Raw genomic sequence first — 25687 nt, 5'->3', positions numbered from 1 at the left:
GGATCAACCCCGGGAATCCCGTTTCAACTTCAGCCGCAGTTTCGCTCCAGTCGCCGACGTTTCCCTGGCCAGGCAGAGATAGGACAGGACCGCCGCGCCTTCCGCCGCCGCGATGGTGATGCCCATGGGAAGGGCGTTCCGGCTGCCGGCGATCCCGACCAGCGGCGCCATGAACCCTCCCAATACGAAAGACAACAATCCCAACAAGGCCGCCGCGCTGCCCGCGGCGTGGGCCTGTTCCTGCATGGCCAGGGAGAAGCTGCTGGTGCCGACGATTCCGACGCTGGAAACCACGAAGAATAAAGGCACCAGGATACTGAGCAGTCCGCCGCCGCTGATGATCATCGCCAGCAGGCACAGTCCGCCCGCCAGGGCCATGGTCAGCCCGGCGACCAACAGTTTGCGCTCGGTGACCCGGCCCGCCAGCCTGCCGGTGATCTGGCCGGCCACGATGATTCCCAGGCCGTTGATGGCGAAGATCAAACTGAAAAGCTGCGGCGAGAGGCCAAAGATCTCCTGGACCACAAAGGGCGACCCCGCGATATAGGCGAACATCGCCGCCGAAACGAAGCCCTGGCTCAGTGCGTAGCCCATGAAACTGCGGTTCCTAACCAGGCGGCCGAAGGTGAGCAAGGTATTTTTGACCCCGCCGCTTGAGCGGCGCGCCCGCGGCAAAGTTTCCGCCAGGCCGAACAGCACCGCCAGCAGCATGGCGGCGCCCACCGCGGTCAAGACCGCGAAAACGCCGCGCCAGGAGGAGACCTGCAAAATCAGTCCGCCCAGGACCGGCGCCAGAATCGGCGCCACCCCGTTCACCAGCATCAGCAGGGAATAAAAGCGGGTCAATTCCGGGCCGTCATAGAGGTCGCGGACCGCCGCCCGGGCGATCACGATCCCCGCCGCGCCCGCCAGGCCCTGAATGAAACGGAGCGGCAGGAAGATTTCGATGTTCGGAGCGAAGACGCACGCCAGCGCGGTGGCGGCATAGGTCGCCAAGCCGATCAGCAGCGGTCCGCGGCGGCCCCGCACATCACTGACGGGGCCCACGAAGATCTGGCCGAGGGCGATCCCCAGCAGGCAGGCGGTCAGGCTGAGCTGCGCCTGGGAGGCGCTGGCCTTCAGCGCCCCGGCCAGCTTGGGCAGGGCCGGCAGGTACATGTCGATGGACAACGGCCCGAAGGCCGAGAGCGCTCCCAGGATCAGGGCCATCCACAGGACGGACGGCCGCGGCGCTGGCCCGGAGCGAATCGCGGCCTCAGGATTGAGTCGGTTCATCGGGAGAGTTTCATTCCTTTACCATGGAATCGGCGCGCCATCCCGGCGCGGCTGTCATATTGTTTACCAGGATATCACATCCCGGCCCAAAATTCCAGGCCGTTTACGTTAACGGTCAGCCACCGGAATGGGTTCTTGCGAGTCCGGTCCCGCCAATAAAAAAAACGCCCAAAGGCGCTCTATCATCTTATCCAAGGTCCGCTTGCATCCGGAAAACCGTCCTGACCAGCAACGGCACCTTATCTTGGCATACCCAAAATACAATTTCAGCGTCGATATCAAAATAATGATGACTCATGATATCCCGAATCCCTTTGGCACCCTTCCAGTCAACATCGGGATAGGCCGCAAGCAACTTACCCTGAGTCATTTTATCAAGATATTTTAAACTTTCCCCCACCGCAATCAGCATCATGCAAATAGCATCCAAACGGTCGATTCCATCATCCGACTGAAAAAAACGTTTGGAGATTGAATCGGCGCAAAGCGGCGTTCAATACGTTGCAAAGCTTCCAGCATTTGCGACAGGATCTCCCTGACCGTCTCCTGATCATCCATAGACAGCCTCCGCGCGGATTCGCTCTTTTAAAAACGAATTCATGGAATCCCGGAAACGGACGAGATCGACCGGTCTTTGAAACTCTTGCGCTAATGTCTGCTGGATATGCACCATATAAAAAAGATCAGGCTTTTCCATCTCCACGACGACATCGACATCGCTTTCGGCGTCCGCTTCATCCCGCGCCACCGAACCGAAGAAGCCAATACGAGTCACGCCATACCGGCTTTGGAAATCCTGCTTATATTTTCGCAAAACGGCGAGTGCCGAATCACGGCGAAGTTCCGTTTGAGCCATGCCGCGCCTCCATTCCCCTACTCACTATTATTATACGCGATCGCAGTCAAAAAACAAAGCGCCTGAAACTCCCTTTCGATCATCTGCCGCCAAAAGAGCCGCTTCGATGATTCCAGGAGCGTCTTCCCCCGTTCCGGGAGTTGCTTTTGGGAATGAAGATCTTGCTTGGGTGAGTGAAGGCCTTCCTTTTGTGAAAGAAGCAACTGCGGCAGTCGTCGCCACAGTTGCTTTTGGGAATGAAGATCTTACTTGGGTGAGCGAAGGTCTTCCTTTTGTGAAAGAAGCAACTGCGGCAGTCGTCGCCACAGTTGCTTTTGGGAATGAAGATCTTGCTTAGGTGAGCGAAGGTCTTCCCGTGGCGGGAGAGGAACCCCCCGGCTGCCGGGGAATGGGGAATCCAAAAGACCCCGGTCCGCCTATTTCCGCCGCGCCGCTGCCAGGTCCAGCTCCAGCAGGGCCGCAAGGATCGTCTCCGGATCCGGCGGACAGCCCGGGATCTTCAAATCCACCGGCAGCACCGCCTCGGCCGGACCGACCACCGCGTAGCCGTCCCGGAAGACCCCGCCGTCGCAGGCGCAGTCGCCCACCGCCACCACCAGCTTGGGCTCGGGGGCCGCCTCGTAGGTGGCGTGGGCCGCTTCTTCCAAATTGCGGGTGACCACGCCGGTGACCGCCAGCACGTCGGCATGGCGCGGCGAGGCCACAAAGTCCAGGCCGAACCGCTGGATGTCATAGACCGGATTGAGCAGCGCCGCCAACTCAAAATCGCAACCATTACACGAGCCGCAGTCCAGATGGCGGATCTGGAGCGAACGCCCCCACCGCTCCCCGGCGATCTTGCGGCACCTCAGCCGCTCCGTGAGATTCTGTACCAATAATTTGATCATGACCTACCCCTGCCTCAGTGCATTGCATAATGACGTTAACGAACCCCGGACCGCGAGAGTGATGCGGATCGATCAGCGGTCCAGACAGGCGTAACAAAGTTCAAAGCTCTTATTGATGAGCGGAAAATCGGGAATGATGTTGCCCGGCACCGCGGTCGCCAAGGCCGGCCAATTGGGAAAGGAGGCCGAGCGGACCGCGTACCGGAAGATCCGGCCCCCGCTGTCGGTCTTCAGCCAGTGCAGGTTGGAACCGCGCGCCGACTCGGTGATTCCGAAGGCCTGCGCCCCCGGGGGCAACAGCGCCGGCAGCTCCACCGCCACCGGCCCTTCCGGCAGATCGGCCAGCGCCTGGCGGATCAGGCTCAGGCTCCCTCGGATCTCGGCGAAGCGGATGGCGAAACGGCTGTAGACATCCCCGTCCGTCTCCACCGGCACCTCCAGCTGGAGCTGGGGATAGGCGGCATAGGGCTGATCCACCCGGGTATCGGCCCGGACCCCGCTGGCCCGGGCGGCGGGTCCCACCGCCCCCAGCGCCAGCGCGTTCTCCAGCGTCAGCACGCCGGTCCGCTGCATCCGATCCAAAAAGACATCGCTGCCGGAGACCGCCTCCCACAGCCCGGCCAGGTCCCCCTCCAACTGCTCCAGAAAGACTTCGACCATGGTCAGCTGGGCGGGGTCCAGGTCCTGGCGGACGCCGCCCGGAATCACCGCGCCGCGCAGATAGCGGTGGCCGGTGAGCGCCCGGTTCAGTTCCAGGGCCGCTTCTTTGAATTCGGCGGCCCGCTGCGTGCCCAGGGCCAGGCCGACTCCGGCGCAGATGGCGCTGATGTCGTTCAAGTGGTTGTAGACCCGCTCCAGCTCGGCCAGGACCACCCGGAGATAGGAGGCGCGGCGCGGCGGCGCGATCCCGGTCAAGCGCTCCAGCGCCAGCGCCAGCGAGAAAGAGTGCGAGACTGTGCAGACGCCGCAGAGCCGTTCGGCCAGCGGCAACAATTCCGGCCAAGCCCGCCCCTCGGCCAGCTTCTCAATGCCGCGGTGGGTGTAGAAAAGGCGCGCGTCCAGTTCCAGAACGCTCTCGCCCACCACATGGAAACGGAAATGGCCCGGCTCGATGATCCCGGCGTGAATCGGCCCCACCGGCACCTGGTGAACCCCGTTCCCTTTCACCTGCTGATAGGAGAAGTTTCCTTCGTACCCGGAGGCCTTGACCGCGGTGGCGGGCTGGTAATCCTTGCGCAAGGGATGGCTGCCCTTGGGCCAGCCGCGGTGGATCACCAGGCGGCGCGGATCGGGGTGGCCGATGGGCCGCACTCCGAAAAGATCGCCGATCTCCCGCTCATACCAGTGGGCCGCCGGCAAAAAAGGCGTCACGCTCGGAAAAACCGGTTGATCCTCCGGCACCGGCGCGCTGACCGTCAACACCTGTCCGCCCTCCAACCCGAATAGCTGAAGAATGCGGTAATTGCCGTCGACCGCCCGTTCATCCAGGGCCAGCATCCCCAGGAGCGAAGCCTTCCCCGCCAGCAGCCGGGCCAATTCGGGCAGCTGCGCGGGGGCAATCTGATACTGGAATTCGCCCGGCCGGACCGCTCCTCCGGCGGCGTTCCATCCGGCGAAAACCGGCGTTAATTCCTCCATCGTCATGGCATCTTCCCTCCGATGATCCGGGCTGCTTCGCCGATCAGCGCCCGCCAGACCGGCGGCTGGTAAAATCCCAGCGCCAGCATGATCCCGAGCGGCAGGCCGAGAACCAGCACCGTGGCCCAGTTCTCCTTGCGCGGCGTCAAGAATCGTTTGGGAGACGGCGTTCCCTGCAGGATCCGGCTGAAATAATAAAACAGGCCGCCGCAGATGACCAACAGCAGCAGCAGGAAGAGCAGGCTCGGGCCGTAGCTGCCCCGCTGCAACCCGCCGTAAACGATAGTCAGTTTGCTGAAGAAGATGGCGAAAGGCGGGAAACCGGTGATCGCCAGCAGACCGGCGTAAAAAACCGTCCCCAGCCCCGGCGCCGCCGCCATCAGGCCCTTCATCCGGTGCAGCCGTTTGCTCCCGAAGACCTGGACCACCTCGCCGGCGCTCAAAAACAGGCTGGACTTGGTCAGGGCATGGTTGGCCATCTGCAACAGGCTGCCGATCACCGCCCATTTGCCGCCCAAGCCCAGGCCAAAGGCGATGATTCCCATGTTTTCAACGCTGGAATAGGCCAACAGCCGTTTCAGATCGTATTGGATCAGGATAAAGGGGATCACCGCGGCGATGGAAAACAGGCCGAAGAAGGTCAAAAACTGATCCACGAAACCGCCGCCCGTACCGGCCCGGATGATCGAAGCCACCCGGATGATTCCGTATAAGGCGCAGTTCAGCAAGACTCCCGAAAGTACGGCGCTGACCGGGGTCGGCGCCTGGCTGTGCGCGTCGGGCAGCCAGGTATGGAGCGGCGCGAAACCGACCTTGGTGCCGAAGCCGATCAGGATGAAGATGAAGGCCAGCTTGGCCAGGCCCGGATCCAGCCGCGCCGCCAAGGCGGCCAGCTGGCTCCAGTCCAGCGCCGCTCCCCCGCCCGCGGTCCCCAGCGCGGGCAGCGCCGCGAAGTAGAGGAACATGATCCCCAGCAAGGCGAAGATGATCCCCACCGAACAGATCAGGAGGTACTTCCAGGCGGCCTCGGTGGCGGCCCGTTTGGCTTCGAACCCCACCAGCAGCACCGAGGTGACGGTGGTCGCCTCGACCGCCACCCACAGGATGCCGAGATTGGCCGTGAGCACCACCAGGTACATCGCAGCCAGCAGCAGGTTATACCAGAAAAGATACTCCGCCAGGCGCCGGCCGGACAGCTCGCCCCGCCGCCATTCCCGGCTGTAATAGCCCACGGCGAAGAGGCTGATCACCAGGGAAACCACTGCCACCACCAGTAGAAAGAGCGCGCTGAGACTGTCCAGATACCAGAAGCCCTCGGCCCAGACCTTCACCCGGGCGATCCGCGCCGCCGCCAGGCCGGCCTGCACCGCCAGCAGCAGATGGACCGCAGCCGTGACATGCAACAGCCAGCGTTGTTTCACAAAAGCGGCGGCCGCCAGGACCACCGGCGCCAGAATGAAAAGCCCCATCTCCATATCCCTTTATCCTCGCAATTGTTTCAATTGATCGATCGCGGTCGTCTCAAAGAGTCGGCGTACCCGTTCCAGCAGGATGCCGACCACCACCACCGCCACAAAAAGGTCGAACATGATCCCCAACTCGATCAGCACCGGCATGCCCGAGGTCAACGCCAAGGCCACCAGGTACAGGCCGTTCTCCATCAACAGCAACCCCGCCACCTGGGAATAAAGGAAGTTGCGAAAGATCATCATCCACAGCCCCAAAAAGATGCCGGCCAAGCCGCACTGCAGGGTGCGGCCGGAGAGGACCGGCGCCGCCGCCAGCAGCGGCGGGGTCAGGAACACCGTCAACAGGGCGATGGCGCCGATCCAGACGCCGGCCGCCAGCACCGAGAACCGCTCGTCCTTGCGCCGGTCCAGGCCGGCCTTTCTCAAGGATGCCCAGAGCAAGTAGGGGATGACCGCGCCTTTGAACGCCAGATTGGCCAGGCCCGCCAGGAGCAGGTGCGCCTCGCCGCTGGCCAGGCCCAGAAAGAAGGTCAGCGCCGACAGGCAGCAGGCCTGAATGATGAGGAGCAACGTCATATTCCGGTACTTCTTGGCCAGGCAAATGAGCACCGTGGTCAGCGCCGCGGCCACCAGCCCCAGGTCCCACCCGGGAATGGCCACATGACTCAGATTGTGCAGGGAGTTTTCGAACATGGAGATCCTCCTTATCGCCGGTTCATCCACCCATGATTAAAAAATCGCCGTCAATAACCCCAGGACCCCAAAGGCGAATGCCGCCCATAACAACCGGGGCGCTTTCAACAACCGCATCTTGGCCAGGAGCGACTCCACCAGCGCTACCAGGCCGCCGACCAAGGCCAGCTTCAGACAGAAGTCCGCCAGGCTGAGGAACGGCCCGGGGAACCCGCCGTAGGCCGGAACCGGCCAAAACAGCTGGATGAAGATGCTGAAGAAGAGGTACTGCCGGATCCAGGCCGCCCAGTTGATCAGGGCCAGAAACGGCCCGGAGTATTCCAGGATCATCCCCTCATGGATCATGGTCAGTTCCAGGTGGGTATCGGGATTGTCCACCGGAATCCGGCCGGTCTCGGCGATCATCAGCATGAAATAGGCCACCCCCGTCAAGAGGTGCAGCGGCGAAAGGATCCAGCCCGGATCCTGGGCCGCCCAGTGAAAGAGCGGGTTCAGACTCAGGCTGCCGGCCTTGAAGCCCAGCAAAAAGAGGATCAGAACCAAGCCCGGTTCGATCAGGGCCGCCAGGGTCATCTCGCGGCTGCTGCCCATCCCGCCGAAGGCGCTCCCGGCGTCCAGCCCGGCCAGGGCGGAGAAGAACCGCGCCAGCGCCATCAGATAGAGCAGCGCCACCAGGTCCGCGCCGAACGGAAAAGCCGCGCCGGCCCGGAAAGGCCCGGGCACTACCAGCAACAAGCCGAGCGCCACGCCGATCTCCAGAAAGGGCGGGACCCGGAACAGCCATGAAGTCGTCCCGGAAAGCACCATTCGTTTCCGGAAGAGTTTCATAAGGTCATACCAGGGCTGGAGCAACGGCGGCCCCTGCCGGTGTTGCAGCCGGGCCTTGGCCAGCTTGATCGCGCCGCCCAAAACCGGCGCCAGCAGCAGCCCGAAGAGCCATTGGAACCCGATTCCCAAAAAATCCGCCATATTTTCTAGTCCGCCCCTTCTGGAAGTGAAAAGATGAGAGATGATTCCTTCTTGTATCCGATGTGTGTCATAACGCTTTTAAAAGCCATGAGATAAAGTCCTCAAATTCGGAAATCATCCTTTTCAATGGACTAAAAAACGACTTTATCACTTGCTTTTCTGAGCTTTTGTATTCACCCCGACCTTCGGACGGGGTTTATCACAACGCTTTTAAAACCACCGGATATATATCAGCAGCAATACCAGGACCGCCAGGATGTAACCGAGATAGAGCTTGATGCTGCCGGCCTGGACCCGCCGGACCTGGGCGGATACTTTCAATAACAGCCGGGCGCCCGGCCGGTAAAGCCGTTCTTCAAAATGCGAAGGCAACTGGCTGCGGTATTCCAGAGGCCCGGGGAAAAGCGGATGTTCCGCCGCGGGCCGCAGCACCCGGCGTTGCGGACGGAGCCAGAAGCCGAAGGCCAGCCGGCCCATTTTCGCGAAACCGGTTCCGGTATACCCCATCGACGGTTGCAATGTCGCGCCGCAGTTCCAAGTGGTCCCGGTCCGCCAGGCCAGTTTACGGCGGACCAGCCAGACCGTCAGGGCCACGATGGCCAGAACCGCCAGGATCCCCGCCAGCTGCCCGGATACCTCCCCGAACAAGCCGCCGGCCATCACCGGATGGGAAGCGACCGCGCCGTCCCGGCCCAGCCGGCCGCTGCTGAAGCTGATCAGCCGCCAGCCGAGCCACGGAACGATCCCCAGCAACAGGCAGCAGCCGGCCGCCAGGCCCATCGCCAGCCGCATCTGCCGGTTCACCTCGCGGGCCGCCCGGCTCTGGGGCGAACGGGGCAAGGCCAGGAAAGCAGTGCCGAACAGTTTGACAAAAGTGGCGCCGGCCAATCCGGCGCTTAGGGCCACCATCCCGATGCCGGTGAAAACGATCAGCTTCATCCAGGCCAGCGGCGCCAGGAGGGCGGCCAGGAAGAGCATTTGCAGGATCAGCCATTCGCTGACGAAACCGCTGACCAGCGGCAGTCCGGCCCCGGCCATGCAGCCGATCAGGGTGAAGCAGGCGGTTTGGGGCATCCGCTGGATGAGCCCGCCCATTTTATCCAGGTCCACCGTCCCGCACCCTTGCAACAGCGCGCCGGCGGACATGAATAATAATCCTTTAAACAAAGCGTGGTTCAACAGATGCATCTCCAGCGCGGCCAGGGCCAGTCCGGTCAAACGGCCGTTTCCCAGCGCGTAGCCCCAGCAAAACACCCCGGCCGTCAGGAAGAGGAGCCCCATGTTTTCGATGCTGCAATAAGCCAGGAGCCGTTTGAAATCCTTCGCCATGAAAGCATATAAGATCCCCAAAACGGCGCTGATCCCTCCCATCAGCATCAAAAGCGCCCCAAACCACGCCTCCGTCTGGAAAAAGCCGACGAAACGCAACAACCCGTACAACGCAGCCTTGATCATGAAACCGGACAGCAGCGCCGATACCGGGGCGGGAGCCGCCGGATGGGCCTTGGGGAGCCAGATATGGAGCGGCACGATGCCCGCCTTGGTCCCGAACCCAATGAACAAGGCGACCAGCAAAGCGCCGCGCCAGGCGGGCGCCATCCCGGCCGTATTCAAGCCGGCAAACGAAGTGCCCCCGCTGCCGGCCGCCAAGGTCAGGACCGCCAGCATGATAAAGGCCGTCCCGAACTGCGTCATCATCAGATAAAGAAAGCCCGCTTTCTTGGGCCCGCCCCCGGACCCGGCCACAATCAAAAAATAAGAGGTCAGGCTCATAAGCTCCCAAAAGAAGAGGAACGACAGGATGTCGGAGGCGGCAAGCAGGCCGGTGAGGGACAGCAGAAACAGCGGCTGGAAGATTGCCACCGAGCGGGTGATATGGCACTCATACCCCAAAGCGTAGATCGCGACGAGGCTGGCCAGGAGCCCCAGAGTGAAAAGGAAAAACGCCGCAAGGCCGTCCAGCCGGAACGTCAGTTGCATCCAGGCGAGCGGTCCCTGAAAAGTCGCGCTCCAGTCCACGCCGGTCACCAAGACCAGCAGGGCGACAACGACGGTAACCACGCCGGCCGCGAGCGCTCCCCAATTGCTCCAAAAATAAAAGCGGTGCTGTCTGGTTCTCCCGCCAAACGCACCGCCAACCGCCGCAAGATATAGTAATCCTATCAAACCGCATCCAAATTCGATCCAATCCTTCACGGCAATCCCTCAATCTCATCCGTCAGATTACAACTTTTTCAAGATACCATGCTGTTTGACGGATGTCAATTGAGATTAGGCTAAATTTAAATGAAAAGTAACGAAGCGGAATTCCCGCGCACTCCATCAAAAAACCGGCTTGCGCCGGTTTATCATTGCCAATCCCCTACCGGGTCCGAAGACTACAGGCTGGCCACGGTTTGCTTCAAGGAGCGGCCGCGCGCCTCCAGTACCGCATCCCACGCCTCCTGGGCCAGCGGCCGGTCGAAGCTGCGGAACCCGGCCAACTGAAAGCCGTGCTTCCGGGCCAACCGCTTGGTGTACGCGATGGTCTCCATGCTGATGTCGATGCCCAGGCTGTAATGGCGGTAATCCTGCTCCAGGGCCAGCATGAACGTCTCGGACATGCAGGCGTAGGCGAGGCCTTTCTCAAAACCGAAATTCCAGCCCAGATCGGGCAAGCCGGGCACAGCCATGACGCCGCCGTCGATCACCAGCACGTCGGGACGGGCGTCCTTCACCTCGGCGCTGACATCCTGGGGCCGGGCCACGTCGCAGACGATGGCCCCGAACTTCAGCATCTCCGGCGTGATCAGGCTATTGACCTGACTGGTGGCTGTCACCACCAGATCCGCCAGCGGCAGGAAGTGTTTCAGATCCACGGTGTAGATCACCGGCGACTTGCCGATGACGCTTTCGGCGAAGGCTTGATACTCCTCGAGCGGCGCCCCGGGATGGGGGATCCGCGGGTGATTCCGGACAAACTCGGCGATGGCGCCGCCGCCCGTGAAAGATTCCCGGTTCAAGTGCTGATAGATCTCGGCGGCCACCTTCATCAGACGCCTCCGGCTATGCTCCTGGTTGGCCGGATTGCCGATCAGCACCAGCGAATGGACCTTCTCGGCCAGGAGCATGGCGACGGCCCGGCCGATGGAGCCGGTGGCGCCGACCACCGCGGCGATGGATTCCTGCACCGGAATCTCCAGCCGGCGGGCGGCTTCCAGCGCGGCCTCGGCGGCGGCGGCCACCGTGTAGCTGTTGCCGGTGGTAATGGCCACACCCAAGTTACGCAGCTCCCGGCCGCCTTTGGTCACCACCGAAGTATAGGCGCCGAGGCCGACGATGCCTGCGCCCCGTTCCCGGGCCAGCCGCACTGCGGCTCCCAGCTCTTTCAGCGCCTGTTCCTTGGGCATCGCCATCAGCTCTTCGGAGGTGCGGCAGACGCAGATGAACTCGCCGTAAGCCTGCTGGCCGGTTTTGGAGGTGATCCGGGTCCGGCCGCAGACGAAAGGCTCCACCAGATCGTTCCAACGCCAGATCAGATCCTGCATCTCCCGTTCGGAGAAACTCTGCAGCGCCTCGTCGAATTCGCTATAATTCTTCAGGTACAACGGGTGCACCAGGAAAGCAAACCGGCCCTCGGCCGGATCGCCGGTCGGTTTGGCCAGCGGCTTGGGCGGGATCTCCCGGACCGTTACCGCCGGAGGCTCGGCCCCTACCAGATGGCAAAGGAATGCCGCGGTATTGCCAGTGGCCAAACGCTTGGCCATCCGCTCCAGTGACTCCAAGGCCCGTTCGCACTGGGCCCGGGTGACGATGAGCGGCGGCTCCAGACGGATGACCGAGGCTCCGTTCAGGGTCGGCGCGACCCGTAACCGTTCCACATTCAATAAGTAACTGGAGACCACCGGCGACAGAAACTCCTGGTCAGCCATAATCCCGAGCAAGGAATCGGGCAGGTTCTCCTGGGAGACGCCCAGCTCCAACCCGAGCATCAAGCCCCGGCCGCGCACCGCGGCGATCACCTGCGGATAACGCTCCCGCAGCTTTTGCAATCCCCGGAGCAGGAACTCCCCGTTGGCGGCGACCTCCCGCAGCAGCCGGCCATCGTCCCGGGTGAGCATCTCCAGGACCTTGAGCCCGACCCGGCAGGCCAACGTGTTCCCCGCAAAGGTGGAGGAGTGCTTCTCGCCGAAATCGTCGGTATAAACCTCGGCCGTGCACAGGCAGGCGCCGATCGGCATGATTCCGCCGCCCAACGCCTTGGCGACGGTCATGATGTCCGGGCTGATCCCCTCGGCTTGGCAGGCGAAAAACCGCCCGGTCCGCCCCAGCCCGGTCTGGACCTCGTCGACGATCATCAGCACCCCGTGGCTGTGGCAGAGTTCCAAAGCCTCCCGCAGATAGCCGTCCGGCGGAATGATGATCCCGCCCTCGCCCTGAATCGGCTCCACCACGAAAGCCGCGTAGTAATCGGGCTTGGCCGCCAGCGCCGCCGCCAGCTGCCCGATGTCGCCGAATACCGTCCGGTCGAATCCGGGAACCGGCGCGCCAAAGCCTTTTTGATAGGAATCTTTGCCGGTGGCGGAGAGCGCTCCCAGGGTCTTGCCATGAAAACTATTGTGGGTGGTCAGAATTCCCGGCCGTTTGGTGTAGATGCGGGCCAGCTTAAAGGCAGCCTCGATGGCTTCGGCGCCGCTGTTGGCGAACGTCACATAGCGCAATCCCGGCGGAGCGATCCGCACCAACTCCCGGGCCAGCATCCCGGCGGCATCCAAGGCCGAGGGTTGAATGAAGCTGGGCTCCTGAGTCTCAGCCACCGTCCGGATGGCTTCCCAAATCTCGGGAGGGTTGAAGCCGAACGGCAAGGCGCCATACGAAGCGATAAAATCGAGATATGTATGGCCCGCGTCGTCCACCAGCTCGCAGCCCCGGCCGCGCCGGAAGATCTTGTCCATATTCAGTTGATGTAGCCGTTTCCCCAGAACCGGATTGACATATTCCGCATAAGGATGCATATTGGTCCTCCATAAGCCTTATAACGAATTTCTATTTTCAAAATTCCATGGAATAATCTTACAAATTTGTATGGAGAGGCGAAATTCTTCTCGCAGCTTCGTGACTGAAAGATTATCTCCAGGTTAAGCAATCATGTCCGCGGAGTGAGTATAAAAAGTCAAAATAAGTTTAGCACTAAAAAAATGCTCGGTCAACCTTGATTTACCACGGCTCAGGGATAGTCTCTCCCGTGTTCCGGGAATCCATAAGCCCTGCAACTGGATTTTACACTTTTAAGAAAACTTTAAATCCCTGGGATTTTTTCGGAGTCCGACTGGAAACGCCAGCCGAACCGGCGGAACCTCTCGCGTGCTCTCCCGCCCGGCAAAGTCCGGCCGAACGGCTGCCTCAAATGAAAAAGGCGCTTACGCGCCCTTTTTGGTTTTGGATTCCCGGTTGGGGACCCAGAACCAGCTGATCTGGCCCCGCCGCTTGATCAAGCGGTAGGTCAGGAATCCGATCAGCACCACCAGGAGCAGCAGCAACAGGATTCGGAGCCATCCCGGCAGCCTCCAGCCCGCCAGATCCGCGCCGACCGGCTGCAGCATGGCCAGTTGCCCGGTCTGGAGGTCGAAGGAGCGGAGCTGTTTGACCTGGCTGGCATTGTCCGCCGCCACAATGTCCATCACCTGCGGCTCGAGAACCTCGTCATACCCGCCGCCGATGACCCATTCCCCCGGGTCCTTCATCACCCGGCGGAAGAAATCTTCCCCAAAACCGTCGTAGGATCCGACCAGCACGTAGTAATGCCAGTTCCGGCCGGGCTTACCCACCAGCTTTTCCGGAACGACCGCCCGGAGCGTGCGGTTATCCCCCATCATCATCGTCCGGAGCGGCCGGATCTGCCATTTTTGATCGGCGGTGGCCGTAATCAGCTGGCTATTCCCCCAGCCGGCGATCCGCAGGCAGAAATCCCAGGCGTACTTGGCATCAAACCGGACATAGGCTCCCTGATGCATCAGGCCCGTCGCGCCCTGATTGGGGAGGGAATCCACAAAGACCCGCAGATTTTGATGGATGAATCCTTCCGGCGCCATCCACGGGTTGGTATTGTTGGCAAAAGCGGTATCGAACGCAATCTCGCCCGGCTTTTCTTGCCATACCTTAAACTCGGTGATGTCGAACAGCCCCTGGTACGGTTTGAACGCCAGGTTGCTCGGATACTGATAGGCGCCATAACCGTGTTCGTCGCCGGGCGGGTCCTTCATTTGGAAGTAAACCTCGGGAGTGGCGGCAGCACCGGTCATGCAGAGGACCAAGAGCACGAGGACGGGAATCCAAATGAATCTTCTCAATAAAAACACCCCCACATCATAGATTTATGCGCGGGGGCGGGGGAATAGACCGGCTTCTTCGTTACTCGACGGCCACGATCGCCAATACCTGGCCCGTCTCGATCCAGTCGCCGGGTTCGGCCTCCCTGGACAAGAGCACGCCGTCCAGGGGCGATGGCAGTTGAAATAGGGCGCCGTCGACCATGAGTTCCAGAATGTCTTGATCGATCTCGACCGCCGCTCCGGCCGGGACTAACCAGCGCACCAGTTCGTACGCGGTCTCTTCCGGGCCGAGAAACGGCATTTTAATTTCAATTTTGCGCATCGGAGCTCCCGTCCCGGTAGATCCGCGGCACGCGGTCGCTGATCATACAGATGATCTCATAGTTGATCGTGCCCAATTGGGCGGCAACGTCATCGACGGAAATCGTCGCGCCGTTCTGGGTTCCGATCAGCACCACTTCCTGTCCGATGGCCACCGGTTCGTCGCCCACGTCGATCATGCACTGGTCCATGCAGATGGTTCCGACGATGGGGTACTTCTTCCCATTCACCAGGGCCTGGGCCTTATGGGTCAGGAGCCGCGTCCAGCCGTCGGCGTAGCCGATGGGGATCGTGGCTATCGTCGTCTCGCGGCCGGTATGATAGCGCTGACCATAGCTGATGCCGGTTCCGGACGGCACCCGCTTGACGAAACTGATCTGCGCCTTCAGGCTGAAAGCCGGCTCCAGGCGAATCTTACTCTTATCGACCTCGTCCGACGGGTAAAGCCCATACATGATAATCCCCGGCCGGACCAGGTTGAAGTAGGCCTGCGGCAGTTCCATGACTCCGGCGCTGTTGGCCAGATGCGCCTTGGGCGGGAGCAACCCCTGTTGTTCCAGCTCGGCCGCCATGCGCGTAAAATTGTCGATCTGCAGGCGCGCATAGCTTTTATCCCGTTCATCGGCGGTGGCCAGATGCGAGAAGACGCCGCCCACCTTGATGCCGGGCATGCGCCGTAGGGCGCCGATGAATTCGGCCGCCTCCCCGGGCCGGACGCCCACCCGCCCCATGCCGGTATCGACCTTGACATGGACCGCGGCTTCCTTGCCGGCGCGAACCGCCTCCCCGGACAGCGCCGTCACCGCCTCCAGCCAGCAGACGCACGGCGTCAGATCGTGGGCCACCACCTCCGGCGCCTGATCCGCCTGGAGCGGACTGAAGATCAGGATCGGCGCGTCCAATCCCGCCTGGCGCAGGGCGACCCCTTCCTCGGGCAATGAAACTCCCAGCCAGGTAGCACCGGCCTCCAAAGCGGCCCGGGCGACCGGAACCGCGCCATGCCCGTAGGCTTCGGCCTTCACCACCGCCATCACTTCCACCGCCGGCCCGACCAACTTCTTAATCGCGCCCATATTATGACGGATGGCCGCCAGATCGATCTCGGCCCAGACCGGCCGGATCCGCTGATGATAACGACTCAACCTTCCAACACCTTCTCTGAGCTTTTGTGTTCACCCTGACCTTCGGACTGGGTTATCACAACGCTTTTAATGCCACCGGAAACTCCCCGATCACATCGCTGGCCAGAATCCCAGCCGGACCCAGCCGGCCGGCGGCGTTGTCGCCGGCCAACCCGTGCAGGAAAACCGCGGCTGCCGCCGCCCGCCAAGGCACCAGCCCTTGCGCCAGCAGCGCGGCGATCAAGCCGGAAAGGGCGTCGCCCATGCCCGCCGTGGCCATGCCCGGGTTTCCGGTGGAGTTGATATACGATTCGCCCGTGGGCAAGGCGGTGATCGTCCGCGCGCCCTTCAGGACCACGACCGCGTTCCACTCCGCCGCATACCGCCTGGCGGTTTCCAGGCGGTCCGCCTGAACGGCGGCGACCGATAGTCCGGTGAGCCGGGCCATCTCGCCGGGGTGCGGCGTGAGAATCAGGGACGCCGGATGCCCCCGGAGCAAGGCCGGTTCCGCGGCGAGCAGATTCAAGGCGTCGGCGTCCAGCACCAGCGGCGCCCCGGACTCCCGCAACAAGCCGGCCAGCAATTCCCGGCCGTCCGGGGCCGTGCCCATTCCCGGACCGGCGACGATGGCGCGATAGGCTTCCAACCTTCCGGACAGAGCCGGCCACTCCGTAGCCATGACCTCCAGCGGCTTCTCCGCGAAGGGCATTCCCGGCCGCAAGGCCGCGGTAACCAGGCCGGCGCCGCCGCGCAACGCCGCCAGCGCGGCGATGGCCACCGCCCCCGTCATCCCGGCGCTGCCGCCGCAGATCAACACGTGTCCCGTGCTGCCCTTATGGGAATCGGCGGGCCGCAGCGGCAGCCAAGGCCGGACAACGGACGGCGTCGCCCAAACGGTCCGCGGGTCCTCCTCAAGCAACGGCCGGGGAAATCCGATGGCGGCCGTGATGAGCTCGCCGACATAATCCGCTCCGGGGAAGATGAGCAACCCCGGTTTGGGTAGGCCGAAGGTTACGGTCAGATCGGCCCGGATCGCCGGACCGGCGACCCGGCCGCTATCCATGTCCACGCCGGTGGGAGCGTCCACCGCCACCACCGGCCGGTCCAATTCCAGGATTCTTCCCACCGCGTCAGCGATGCTTCCTTGCAATGGCCCGGCCGCTCCGGTCCCCAGCAGGGCGTCGACGATGATGTCGGCGGCCCCGGCTTGGCGAGGTTCCAGATCGGCCCAGGATTGCACGGGAATCCCGTAGGTCCGGCAGCGTTCCAGGTTCTCGCGGGCCAAACCCCGGCATTCTTCCGGCGCGAAGGTCAACAGCGCCGCGACCTCCGCTCCATCCTCCGCCAGCAAGCGGGCCAAAGCCAGCCCGTCGCCGCCGTTGTTCCCTTTGCCGCAGTAAATATGGATCCGTCTGCCCCGCAATGCGCCATAGCGCCCGGCCATCGCTTGCCGGACCGCCAAGGCGGCCCGCTCCATCAGCACCACTCCGGGCATGCCGTATTCTTCCTGCGCCAGACGGTCGATCCGTTGCATCTCTCGGGTCGAGACCACCCTCATCTCATCCGCCTTCTTCCAGAACAACCTGGGCAATGGCGTACTCCCGCGAATGGGAGATGCTCAAATGAATCCGCGCCACGCCTTTGGCTGCCAAAAAATCTTGGATCTTGCCGTTCACCGCGAACCTGGGCGCGCCCAGGGCGTCATGGCCGATCTCCATTTCCCGCCAGGAAAAGGAGGATAATCCGGTGCCCATGGCCTTCAGCAACGCTTCCTTGGCCGCAAAAAAACCGGCCAGCCGGTGCCCCGCGGCCCCCGACTCCGCCAATTCCCGCGGGGTATAGACCCGCTCCCGGAAGCGCGGGTTTTGAGCGGCCGCGGCGATCCGGGCGATCTCGATCATATCCACGCCGGTTCCGATGATCACCTGGCCTCGCTCCTTTCCTCAAGCGCGGGTTTCCGGTAAAAGGACGGCATATAGCTCTCATACCCCATTTGCCTGTAGTTTAAAAGCGGTTCCGTCCCGCCGACCAGCAAAAAGCCGCCCGGCCGCAAAGCCGCCAGGAATTTGCCATACAGCAGTCCCTTGGCGGTCTCGGTGAAATAGATTACCACGTTCCTGCAGATAATCAGGTCCAGATCGGTTTCGAAGGGGTCCCGCAGCAGGTCCTGGTGGCCGAACTCCACCATCCGCTTGATCTCCACCGCCAGGCGGTAATGCTCCCCTTCGGGGCTGAAGTATTTGGCGAGCATTTCCGGGGGCAGGTTTTTGACCTCATTCGGGCTGTAAACCGCCCGTTCGGCTTGGGCCAGAATCATCCGGTCGACGTCGCTCGCCAAAAGCCGCGCCCGGCTTTCCAGGCCTAACTCGCGCAGGATGATGGCTACCGAATACGGTTCCGCCCCGTTGGAACAGCCGGCGCTCCAGATTGTAAAATTCCGTCTTTCCGCGGCGAGCAGCGGGATAATGGTGGTTTGGAGCTCCGCGAACCGTTCCGGGTTGCGAAAAAACTCCGATACATTGATCGTCAGCTTCTTTTCAAATTCCAAGTATTTACGGGGGTCAGTCTTTAATACCGTCAAGAATTGATCGTAGTCCTCGATCTTCCAGGCATTCATCAGCGAATGAATTCTGCGGTCCATCTGCTGGCTCTTATAATTCTCGAGATTAATTCCGGCCAGTTCGCCCGCGATTTTTTTAAAGGAAAGATAATCAAGCAAGGTGTTTCCTCCTTAATTTTCCTTCCTGTGATTATTCTACCCCGAAAATATGAATCCTCCATCCCGGAGCGGGTTTATCTTCTATATTATCCGATTCCGGACCGTCCACCAAGATCCACGAGCGGCGATCTTTTACGCCGCTGCGGTTCAGAAAGCCACATTCTAGAAGCCGTGTGATAAAGTCTTTCAAATTAGAAATTCTCTTGCTAAAAGGCTTTAAACGACTTTATCACTTGCTTCTCTGAGCTTTTATGTCCACCCTGATCTTCGGACAGGGTTTATCACAACGCTTCTAGTCGAGATACTTCACGATCGCTTCCAGCGGCCGCTTGGCCGGGCCGCGCGCTTCCTTCAGCGGAAACCCGATGGGAATGACCGCCATGAACTCCCCTTTGGGCTCTCCGAGCAGGGTCAGCACTTCGTCTTTTAATAGGTATAGAATCCCCAGCCAGACGGTTGCCAATCCCAGGGACGTGGCAGCCAGCAACAAATTCTGGACCGCCGCCGCCGAACTCTGAATCTCCATCGTGCGGAAGAAATCATGCGCCAGTTCTTGCTCTACCTGGAAAAGCTGCGTCCCGTGCTCGATCAGATCGCCGGTATTGGCGACGGCAATCACCGCCGGGGCGCTGGCGATGGAACGCGAAGCCATCCGCAGCAGGACCGAGGAGGATTTGGGGAACCCGGACGCCCGGCGGTTCACCAACTCCACCAGCTCCCGTTTCTTCTCGCCCCGGATGACAATGAAACGCCACGACTGCTGATTATGGGCCGAGGGCGCCTGGTTGGCCGCCTTCAAAACGATTTGGATCATTTCATCCGTCACCGGTTCATCGGTGAACTGCCGGATGCTATGCCGTTCCCGGATGGTGCTCAAGGTTGAATTCCGGTCATACCATTGTTGAGTCTCTTCCATGCGCGGCTCCTTTTCACGAATATCGCAAATTTGAGTGTATTATAACATATCCCCGCGGATCCGGTGTATCCGGTTTTGTGAAGGAAAGATGAAGGGCCGCCGGGTCGCTCCGTTTTCCGGCCGGTGCGGCGACCCGCCACCCCGCCGGGCCGCGGCCGGTTTTTTACTATATTACCAGGTCCAACCGTTGTTACCATTTTGTAAAACCTCTTGGAATGATCTTCACAAAATTTGAATAAATGATAATATTATTCATGTAAACACGTTTCGACGTGAAACAAATTCAAAAGGAGTGACTGTTATGAAAAGATTGTTAGTCGTCTTGACGCTGGTCGGTTGCATGATCGTCTCCTTATCCGCTGCGGCCATGGCCAGCAACGTGTATGTCGAGGGTTTCGGCGCCGGCAAGTGGGATAGCGAATTGTCATCCAAAGATGGCGATTTGGATCTGGGCTTCGCAGTCGGCGGCGAGTACAACTTCGACCAATTCAAGGTGGGTCTGGAGTATCTCTCCGGAACCGAAGAGAACGGCAAGCCGACCGGTGGCGATCAGGACTATCGCACCTATGAAATTAAAGCCGGCTACCGGGTGTTTCAAAATGATCAGTTCAATCTCGACGCGACCTTAGGCTATTACAACGAGAAATACAAAGACGTCGACCGGAAAATCAAAGGCGCAATTCTCGGCGCCGATGCCAGTTACAAGATTAACGACAAATTCGCGCTCTCCGGTTCGGTGGGCTTCTCCGTGGACGGCGACATCGACGCGCCCGGTTTATACTATGACGGCAACGACGCCGACATCCTGATCGGTAAAATCCAGGGCAGCTATAACTTCACCGACCAAATCGCCGGTTTCCTCGGCTACCGTTATGTCAGCTCCGACATCGACCAATCCGGCAAAATCAAGAACCATGGCGCGACCCTCGGAGTTTCCTACAATTTTTAAATGTTCCCCTCCCCTCCAAAGTAGGCGAACAGTAAAGCAACGAATAAACCCGGCTCTCTGAGCCGGGTTTATTCGTCTTTCTCGAAGTGCAACGATTTAAAAAGCAAAGCCAACTCGGGCCTTCCGGCCCGCGACCCTCAAGTCCGGCTTTTCAGGCCATGGAGCAAGAGACGGTACATAGCCTCCACATCGGTCAAAAGCTCGTCCAGGTTCCGGTTGGACAGGATCAACTGCACGAAATAAATATTGAAAGCCTCCAGAAACAGGTTGGCGGTTTTCGGAACGTCTTCCATCGCAAAGACTCCGTCCCGGACTCCCCGTTCCAGGATGCGGCTGATCAGGGAGAGCAGTTCTTGCTTGATCTCATCGGCCGGGGCGGCCTGGCTGCGATAGAAGCCTAAGAAGCCCTTTTCCTTGACAAATTGATGGAAACCCCGGTTTTCCTGGATAAACTTGCTCATCTGGATGAAAACCTGCTGGATGAAGCAATGCAATAGCTGTTCCGGCGGCACATCCTGTTCGGCAATGTGCGCGCAACCGGAGATGAAGCTCCGGCTGATCCGGATGAGACACGCCTTGACCAAGGCGTCACGATTGCTGAACTCCTGATAGATGATGCCGACGCCAATTCCGGTCTCCTTGGCCACATCCTGGATCGTCGTCTTATCGATCCCAAAACGGCCCAAAAGCCGGATAAAGGCATCCATGATGATTTCTTTGCGATGGCTATCGATACTCTCCATATTATTTTATTTCGCCATATTCTGTCATTCCCCTGCAAATCCCGGGACAAAACATTAGTCTTTTCGACGGAACGCCCCGTTTTCTTCCTTTACAATCCGGTGAAAGCGATTGACAAGCCAAAGGCGAGAGAGTATAGTGAAGTGGTAGAATGGTTTCTAATATCGAGCAATCAAGCGGGAGGTGCAGATAATGACCGACGAAGATGGTTATCCGATAGTATTGGCTTATTATGGTCATTTATTGCCTCTCACCGTCCCATCCCCCGCTCCCTAACGCCATGGCGGAGCGCTCCCATTTCCATGAAATTGGACGAATCAGGGCATAATGACGTAATAAGCCGCCCTGATTTTATTTTTCCCATCATGGCAAAGGGGGAGCGAGCGATGCGCAAATGCTATTTAACCGTCGGCGAAGAGCTGACCGCCGTCCATGATATCGCCGAGAAGGGGGCTTGGATCAATTTGATCAACCCTTCCGAGGCCGAGCTGAACGAGGTGGAAAAGCGGCTGAATATCCCGCCCGATCTGTTGCGGGCGGCTTTGGACGAGGAAGAACGGTCCCGGATCGAGCCGGACGACGGCCAGTTGCTGATCTTGATCAACATTCCCTTCGAGGCCAACGGCGCCTCCAGTTTGACGTATGACACCATTCCGCTGGGGATCATCGTCACCGAGAATAACCTGGTGACGGTCTGTTTGAAGGACAACCCGCTGTTGAACGAGTTTGAATGCAATAAGAACCGTTCGTTTTTCACCTTCAAAAAGACCCGCTTCGTGTTGCAGCTGCTCTTTAAGACCGCCACTTATTATCTGCGCTACCTGAAGCAGATCGATAAGAAATCGGCGGAGATCGAACAACAGCTGCACCGCTCCATGAAGAACGAGGAACTGATCAAACTGCTCAACCTGGGCAAGAGTCTGGTCTACTTCACCACCTCGCTCCGGGCCAACGGCATCGTCATGGAGAAGCTGCTCCGTTCCCAGCTGAAACTGGTCCGGGTTCACCCCGATCCGGACACGGTCATCACCTCGCAGATCCTGAAGATGTACGCCGACGACGAGGATCTGCTGGAAGACGTGATCACTGAGAATAAACAAGCCATCGAGATGTGCGAAACCTACAGCAATATTTTGAACAGCACCATGGATGCTTTCGCCTCGATCATCTCCAATAACTTGAATATCGTGATGAAGTTCCTGACCTCGGTGACCATCGTACTGGCGCTGCCGACGATGGTAGCCAGCTTTTTCGGCATGAACGTGGCGGTGCCGCTGCAGCATTCGCCCCACGCTTTTCTCATCGTCCTGCTCGGGTCGGTGCTGTTCTGCGGGATCGGCATTCTATTGCTGCGCCGGAAGAATATGTTTTGAGCCGCTCCCGCCGGGGAAGGGCTCGTCAAGGACCGGGACCGCTTGGCGGTTCCGGTCCTTTTGTCCTTTATCAGGGGTCTATCCATTCATTTTGGGTTGGGGAAAAACAATCTTCCATCCCCAACCATCACTCTCGAACGACAAACGGTCGCTCTTCAGTCGCAAACGATCGATCTGGAATGACAAAAAATCGATCTTGAGTTGCCGAAGATCGATCTGCGGTCATAAAAGATCGATCTGGAATGATAAAAGATCGATCTTGAGTCGCCGAAGATCGATCTTCAGTCATAAAAGATCGATCTGGAATGATAAAAGATCGATCTTGAGTTACCGAAGATCGATCTTGAGTGCCAACCCTTGGGTTCAGCCTTTGACCGCCCCGCCGGTCAAGCCGTAGATCAATTGCTTCTGCATAAAGAAGAAGACCACGATCACCGGCAGGGACGCGACCACCGCTCCGGCCATGATGCAGGACCAGTCGGTCATGAATTCGCCCAACAGCGATCCCAGGGCCACCGGCAGCGTTTTGGAAGCTTCGGAACTGGTGAGGGTCAAGCCGAACATGTATTCATTCCAGGCGTTCAAAAAGGCGTAGATGCCGGTGGCCACATAGCCCGGTTTGGCCAGCGGCAGAATGATCCGCCAGAAAATGGCGTATTGCGAGCAGCCGTCGATGATCGCCGCTTCATCCAATTCCCTGGGGATGGTATCGAAATACGCCTTCAGCATCCAGGTGATAAAAGGCAGCGTGAAGGTGAGATAGGCCAGGATCAGGGCCAAAACCGTATCAAAGAGCCGCAGCTTGAGCATGAGTTGGAAGAAGGGGATCACCAGCAACGGGCCGGGGAAACTCAGACAGATCAGAATAAATGCATTCACATGCGGTTTCGCCTTGAACCCGAACCGCGACAGTCCGTAAGCCGTCCAGCCTCCGAGCATGGTCGAGAGCAGCACCGAGGAGCAGGCGACGATCAGGCTGTTGACGATATAAATGTTGAAATTCCTGGGACCGAACAACCGCTCATAAGCGCTGACGGTCCATAGCTGCGGCAAAACTTTGGGGGGCACGGTCATTGCTTCCGCTAACGGTTTGAAGGAGGTCAGAACAATCCATAAAAACGGAAACAAAACCAAACCCAATAAGAGCGAAGCCATCACCGTCCGCAAGGTGGTCACCATGATCTCTTTTTTGCGCTGCAATTCAAAGTTCCCCCTCTTTAAGAATCTGCGTCCATCCGCTGTCGCCTTTGCGTTTCGTCCCTTGCAAAGCGCCTGCGACAGCTATTCCTACAGCAATTTCAATTTTCATCGCGAGTATTTTTCAGAATCATCGCGGTTCACCGCGTTATTCTGAAAAAATACGGTCATTATTTATTGAAATGGCTATAACTCCGCCGCGCCGCTCCGGCGGGCATCCCCGCCGTCACAGTCCGTCCCGCTGCCGGGCCCGCTCACGCCTTATCGCTTTTCAGCGAATGCGACACATAGATGAAGCCCGGAATCAGCATCACCAGCAGCAGTAAAATTCCCAGCGCCGACGCCAGCGCGTAATCGTTATAATTGAAGGCGTTCTTATAGATCAAGGTCGGCAGGACCTCGCTGGAGTGTCCGGGTCCGCCCATGGTCATGGTCTGAACCATGGTGAAGTTATTAAACTGCCAAATGGTGTCCGTCAGCAGCATGACGATGGAGACCCCTTTCAACTGGGGCAGCGTCACATACCAGAAGGTGCTGAACCAGTTGGCGCCATCCACTTCGGCGGCGTCATACATCGCCCGCGGAATGGTCTGCAATCCCGCCAGCAGCGTCGCCACATACAGTGGGAAGCCGCGCCAGATGTTGGCCAGGATCACCATGATCAGCGCCGTATTGGGGCTGGCCAGCCACGGGATGTAACTGTCGATCAGTCCCAGGTGTTGCAGGAAGCTATTGACGATTCCGAACTGGCCGTGGAGCATCCAGCGCCAGATGATGCCGGGCACCACCGCCGGGAACATCCAGGGGATCAAGAAACAGACCCGGAAGAAACTTTTGCCGTAGATCCGGTCATTGGTCAACAAGGCGATGGCCAGGCCCAGAAGATAATGGCCGATCACCGAGATGACCGTAAAGATGCAAGTATTGAGGAGCGTCTGCCAGACCAAAGAGTCCCGGAAGATCTTGAAGTAACTGTCGAATCCGAAGCCGTTCGCGGTCTGCAAACTGTTTTGAAGCGCCAGGACGGTGGGGTAAATGATCAAGGCGGCCAGGATCAGCACAGCGGGCATGACAAAGACATAGGGCGCGGCCTTGGGCGAAGACAAAGAAAAATGAACCTGATTTTTGACCAACAGTACCACCTCTTTGCGAATTCCGGAGCCGCGGGACGACCCGCGGCTCCGGACCTTGATGTTGACTTATTTGACGGGGTAGATCAGATTTCCTTTGTCTCCGAGGATTTCCTTGATCCGCTTGGCGGCCTGGTTGACGGCTTCCTTGGGACTGACGCTGCCCATCAGCATTCCTTCCCAGGCGGGACCCCAGGCTTGGTCCTTGCATTTCAGCCATTCGGCGAGCAACAGCTCCTGCGCGGAGAAGTAGGCGTATTTCTGTTGATCGGCGAAGACCTTCATCATCGGGTTATTTTTGACTTGCGGCGTGTTAGCCGCGGTCTGGGTCAGCACGCCGTATCCCTTGCCGGCCATTTCCGCGCCGATCTGGATGGTTAAGTATTTCAAGAAGGTATAGGCCTCATTCGGGTTTTTGCTCCGCTTGCTGATGACCGTGATCAAAGGCGCGGTGCGCAGTTTGGGCGGTTTGCCGTCGGGCGTCGGATGCAGCGCCACCCGGAACTCGATATTGGGATTGGCCGCCTTGATGGTGGCGATTCCCCAAGGTCCGGTGGTCAGCATCGCCACTTTGCCCTGGGCGAAGAGGCTAATCAGGTCGGGATAGGTCAATTCCACCGTGTTGGGCGGGATCGATTTATCATCGACGAACTTCCGCAAATACTGCCACGCCTTGAGCGAGGCCGGGCTGTTGACCAGAATGTCCCAGCTGTTGTTCTTCTTGCGGTTCAGGCGGAGAATGTCGCCATTGGCGCCGGCATTGCTCATGTAGTGCATGATCCGGACGGCATGGACGGTCTTGCCGTAAATCCCCATGCCATATTGGCCCTTCTCCGGCTTGGTCAGTTTCTTGGCGTATTCTTGAAGTTCGGCCCAGGTTTTGGGCGGTTTGTTCGGGTCCAGGCCGGCTTCTTCGAAGAGTTTCGGGTTGTAGAACAAGGCGTCGGTGCCGCCGTACAACGGCAAGCCGTAGATCTTGCCATCCAGTCCGGTGGCAGGGTCGAGGCTGAAGAATTCTTTATTTAACTTAACCTGTTGTGCTATTTGAACTGAAAAAAGGTATAAGAAATCCAGCAAAAAAGTCCGACTTATCAAATGGCTAAAAGAGATAAGGAGAGACAA

General features: G+C 59.5%; 25 protein-coding genes. 3 read left to right on the top strand and 22 right to left on the bottom strand.

What is annotated here, in order from left to right; all coding sequences use genetic code 11:
* Positions 1 to 3: 3 nt before the first annotated feature.
* The 4 genes from EDC14_RS20045 to EDC14_RS20035 all read right to left on the bottom strand — a co-directional run bounded on the left by EDC14_RS20045 (position 4) and on the right by EDC14_RS20035 (position 2131).
* Complete coding sequence (locus EDC14_RS20045) at positions 4 to 1275, bottom strand: multidrug effflux MFS transporter (RefSeq protein ID WP_132016102.1); 1272 nt, start codon at positions 1273 to 1275, stop codon at positions 4 to 6.
* 187 nt (positions 1276 to 1462) lie between these two features.
* A complete protein-coding gene (locus tag EDC14_RS27405; RefSeq protein WP_243663042.1) occupies positions 1463 to 1690 on the bottom strand; it encodes a HepT-like ribonuclease domain-containing protein in 228 nt (75 codons plus the stop codon).
* Positions 1687 to 1833, bottom strand: coding sequence for a hypothetical protein (locus EDC14_RS27400; protein WP_243663041.1), 147 nt, complete (start codon positions 1831 to 1833; stop codon positions 1687 to 1689). Before EDC14_RS27400 ends, EDC14_RS27405 begins: the two co-directional genes overlap by 4 nt.
* The gene (locus EDC14_RS20035; protein WP_132016101.1) at positions 1826 to 2131 is read right to left on the bottom strand and encodes a nucleotidyltransferase family protein; all 306 of its coding nucleotides are present in this window, start codon (positions 2129 to 2131) and stop codon (positions 1826 to 1828) included. Before EDC14_RS20035 ends, EDC14_RS27400 begins: the two co-directional genes overlap by 8 nt.
* 106 nt (positions 2132 to 2237) lie before the next feature.
* On the opposite strand from EDC14_RS20035, the gene EDC14_RS20030 reads away from it, so the two are divergent.
* The gene (locus EDC14_RS20030) at positions 2238 to 2468 is read left to right on the top strand and encodes a hypothetical protein (RefSeq protein ID WP_132016100.1); all 231 of its coding nucleotides are present in this window, start codon (positions 2238 to 2240) and stop codon (positions 2466 to 2468) included.
* A 79-nt stretch (positions 2469 to 2547) separates the two neighbouring features.
* Here EDC14_RS20030 and EDC14_RS20025 read toward each other — a convergent pair whose 3' ends face one another.
* From EDC14_RS20025 to EDC14_RS19960, 14 genes are all read right to left on the bottom strand, one after another.
* Positions 2548 to 3018, bottom strand: coding sequence for an NADH-quinone oxidoreductase subunit B family protein (locus tag EDC14_RS20025; protein WP_132016099.1), 471 nt, complete (start codon positions 3016 to 3018; stop codon positions 2548 to 2550).
* A 72-nt stretch (positions 3019 to 3090) separates the two neighbouring features.
* Positions 3091 to 4662, bottom strand: coding sequence for a hydrogenase large subunit (locus tag EDC14_RS20020; protein ID WP_132016098.1), 1572 nt, complete (start codon positions 4660 to 4662; stop codon positions 3091 to 3093).
* Positions 4659 to 6131 (bottom strand): proton-conducting transporter transmembrane domain-containing protein, encoded by a 1473-nt coding sequence (locus tag EDC14_RS20015; RefSeq protein ID WP_132016097.1) that lies wholly within the window; start codon positions 6129 to 6131, stop codon positions 4659 to 4661. The genes EDC14_RS20020 and EDC14_RS20015 overlap by 4 nt, the downstream gene beginning before the upstream one ends.
* Positions 6132 to 6137: 6 nt before the next feature.
* On the bottom strand, positions 6138 to 6818 hold the full coding sequence (locus tag EDC14_RS20010) for a hypothetical protein (RefSeq protein ID WP_132016096.1): 681 nt from the start codon (positions 6816 to 6818) through the stop codon (positions 6138 to 6140).
* Positions 6819 to 6854: 36 nt separating this feature from the next.
* Positions 6855 to 7787 carry a respiratory chain complex I subunit 1 family protein gene (locus EDC14_RS20005; protein WP_132016095.1) on the bottom strand — a complete coding sequence of 311 codons (933 nt, stop codon included), beginning with the start codon at positions 7785 to 7787 and terminating at the stop codon, positions 6855 to 6857.
* Positions 7788 to 7997: 210 nt separating this feature from the next.
* Positions 7998 to 9983, bottom strand: coding sequence for a proton-conducting transporter transmembrane domain-containing protein (locus EDC14_RS20000; RefSeq protein ID WP_165908172.1), 1986 nt, complete (start codon positions 9981 to 9983; stop codon positions 7998 to 8000).
* Between the two features lie 182 nt (positions 9984 to 10165).
* Positions 10166 to 12781 carry an aminotransferase class III-fold pyridoxal phosphate-dependent enzyme gene (locus EDC14_RS19995; protein ID WP_132016093.1) on the bottom strand — a complete coding sequence of 872 codons (2616 nt, stop codon included), beginning with the start codon at positions 12779 to 12781 and terminating at the stop codon, positions 10166 to 10168.
* A 405-nt stretch (positions 12782 to 13186) separates the two neighbouring features.
* Positions 13187 to 14116: a glucodextranase DOMON-like domain-containing protein gene (locus EDC14_RS19990; RefSeq protein WP_132016092.1), complete on the bottom strand. Its 930-nt coding sequence runs from the start codon at positions 14114 to 14116 to the stop codon at positions 13187 to 13189.
* Between the two features lie 61 nt (positions 14117 to 14177).
* Complete coding sequence (locus tag EDC14_RS19985) at positions 14178 to 14420, bottom strand: lipoyl domain-containing protein (protein ID WP_132016091.1); 243 nt, start codon at positions 14418 to 14420, stop codon at positions 14178 to 14180.
* Complete coding sequence (gene alr, locus EDC14_RS19980) at positions 14407 to 15561, bottom strand: alanine racemase (RefSeq protein ID WP_243663040.1); 1155 nt, start codon at positions 15559 to 15561, stop codon at positions 14407 to 14409. The genes EDC14_RS19985 and alr overlap by 14 nt, the downstream gene beginning before the upstream one ends.
* A gap of 55 nt (positions 15562 to 15616) precedes the next feature.
* On the bottom strand, positions 15617 to 17131 hold the full coding sequence (locus EDC14_RS19975) for an NAD(P)H-hydrate dehydratase (RefSeq protein ID WP_243663039.1): 1515 nt from the start codon (positions 17129 to 17131) through the stop codon (positions 15617 to 15619).
* Positions 17100 to 17465, bottom strand: coding sequence for a holo-ACP synthase (acpS, locus tag EDC14_RS19970; protein ID WP_132016090.1), 366 nt, complete (start codon positions 17463 to 17465; stop codon positions 17100 to 17102). The genes EDC14_RS19975 and acpS overlap by 32 nt, the downstream gene beginning before the upstream one ends.
* Positions 17462 to 18259: a CheR family methyltransferase gene (locus EDC14_RS19965; RefSeq protein WP_243663038.1), complete on the bottom strand. Its 798-nt coding sequence runs from the start codon at positions 18257 to 18259 to the stop codon at positions 17462 to 17464. Before EDC14_RS19965 ends, acpS begins: the two co-directional genes overlap by 4 nt.
* 292 nt (positions 18260 to 18551) lie before the next feature.
* Positions 18552 to 19175 (bottom strand): nitroreductase family protein, encoded by a 624-nt coding sequence (locus EDC14_RS19960; RefSeq protein ID WP_132016089.1) that lies wholly within the window; start codon positions 19173 to 19175, stop codon positions 18552 to 18554.
* A gap of 301 nt (positions 19176 to 19476) precedes the next feature.
* Here EDC14_RS19960 and EDC14_RS19955 point away from each other — a divergent pair, with 301 nt between their 5' ends.
* Positions 19477 to 20124, top strand: a complete 648-nt coding sequence (locus tag EDC14_RS19955) for an outer membrane beta-barrel protein (protein WP_132016088.1) — start codon at positions 19477 to 19479, stop codon at positions 20122 to 20124.
* 137 nt (positions 20125 to 20261) lie between these two features.
* On the opposite strand, the gene EDC14_RS19950 is transcribed toward EDC14_RS19955, so the two are convergent.
* Positions 20262 to 20867, bottom strand: a complete 606-nt coding sequence (locus tag EDC14_RS19950) for a TetR/AcrR family transcriptional regulator (protein ID WP_132016087.1) — start codon at positions 20865 to 20867, stop codon at positions 20262 to 20264.
* A gap of 384 nt (positions 20868 to 21251) precedes the next feature.
* Between EDC14_RS19950 and EDC14_RS19945 the strand changes: the two genes are divergently transcribed.
* Positions 21252 to 22238 (top strand): magnesium transporter CorA family protein, encoded by a 987-nt coding sequence (locus tag EDC14_RS19945; RefSeq protein ID WP_132016086.1) that lies wholly within the window; start codon positions 21252 to 21254, stop codon positions 22236 to 22238.
* 363 nt (positions 22239 to 22601) lie between these two features.
* Here EDC14_RS19945 and EDC14_RS19940 read toward each other — a convergent pair whose 3' ends face one another.
* From EDC14_RS19940 to EDC14_RS19930, 3 genes are all read right to left on the bottom strand, one after another.
* A complete protein-coding gene (locus tag EDC14_RS19940) occupies positions 22602 to 23438 on the bottom strand; it encodes a carbohydrate ABC transporter permease (RefSeq protein WP_132016085.1) in 837 nt (278 codons plus the stop codon).
* Positions 23439 to 23689: 251 nt separating this feature from the next.
* Complete coding sequence (locus EDC14_RS19935) at positions 23690 to 24568, bottom strand: carbohydrate ABC transporter permease (protein WP_132016084.1); 879 nt, start codon at positions 24566 to 24568, stop codon at positions 23690 to 23692.
* 66 nt (positions 24569 to 24634) lie between these two features.
* On the bottom strand, positions 24635 to 25687 hold a 1053-nt coding region (locus EDC14_RS19930), incomplete at its 5' end, for an ABC transporter substrate-binding protein (RefSeq protein WP_207930761.1).

The organism is Hydrogenispora ethanolica (assembly GCF_004340685.1).
Lineage (GTDB): Bacteria > Bacillota > UBA4882 > UBA8346 > UBA8346 > Hydrogenispora > Hydrogenispora ethanolica.
Note: the sequence above shows the minus strand (reverse complement) of the source record. Positions and strands in the feature narration are given on the sequence as shown.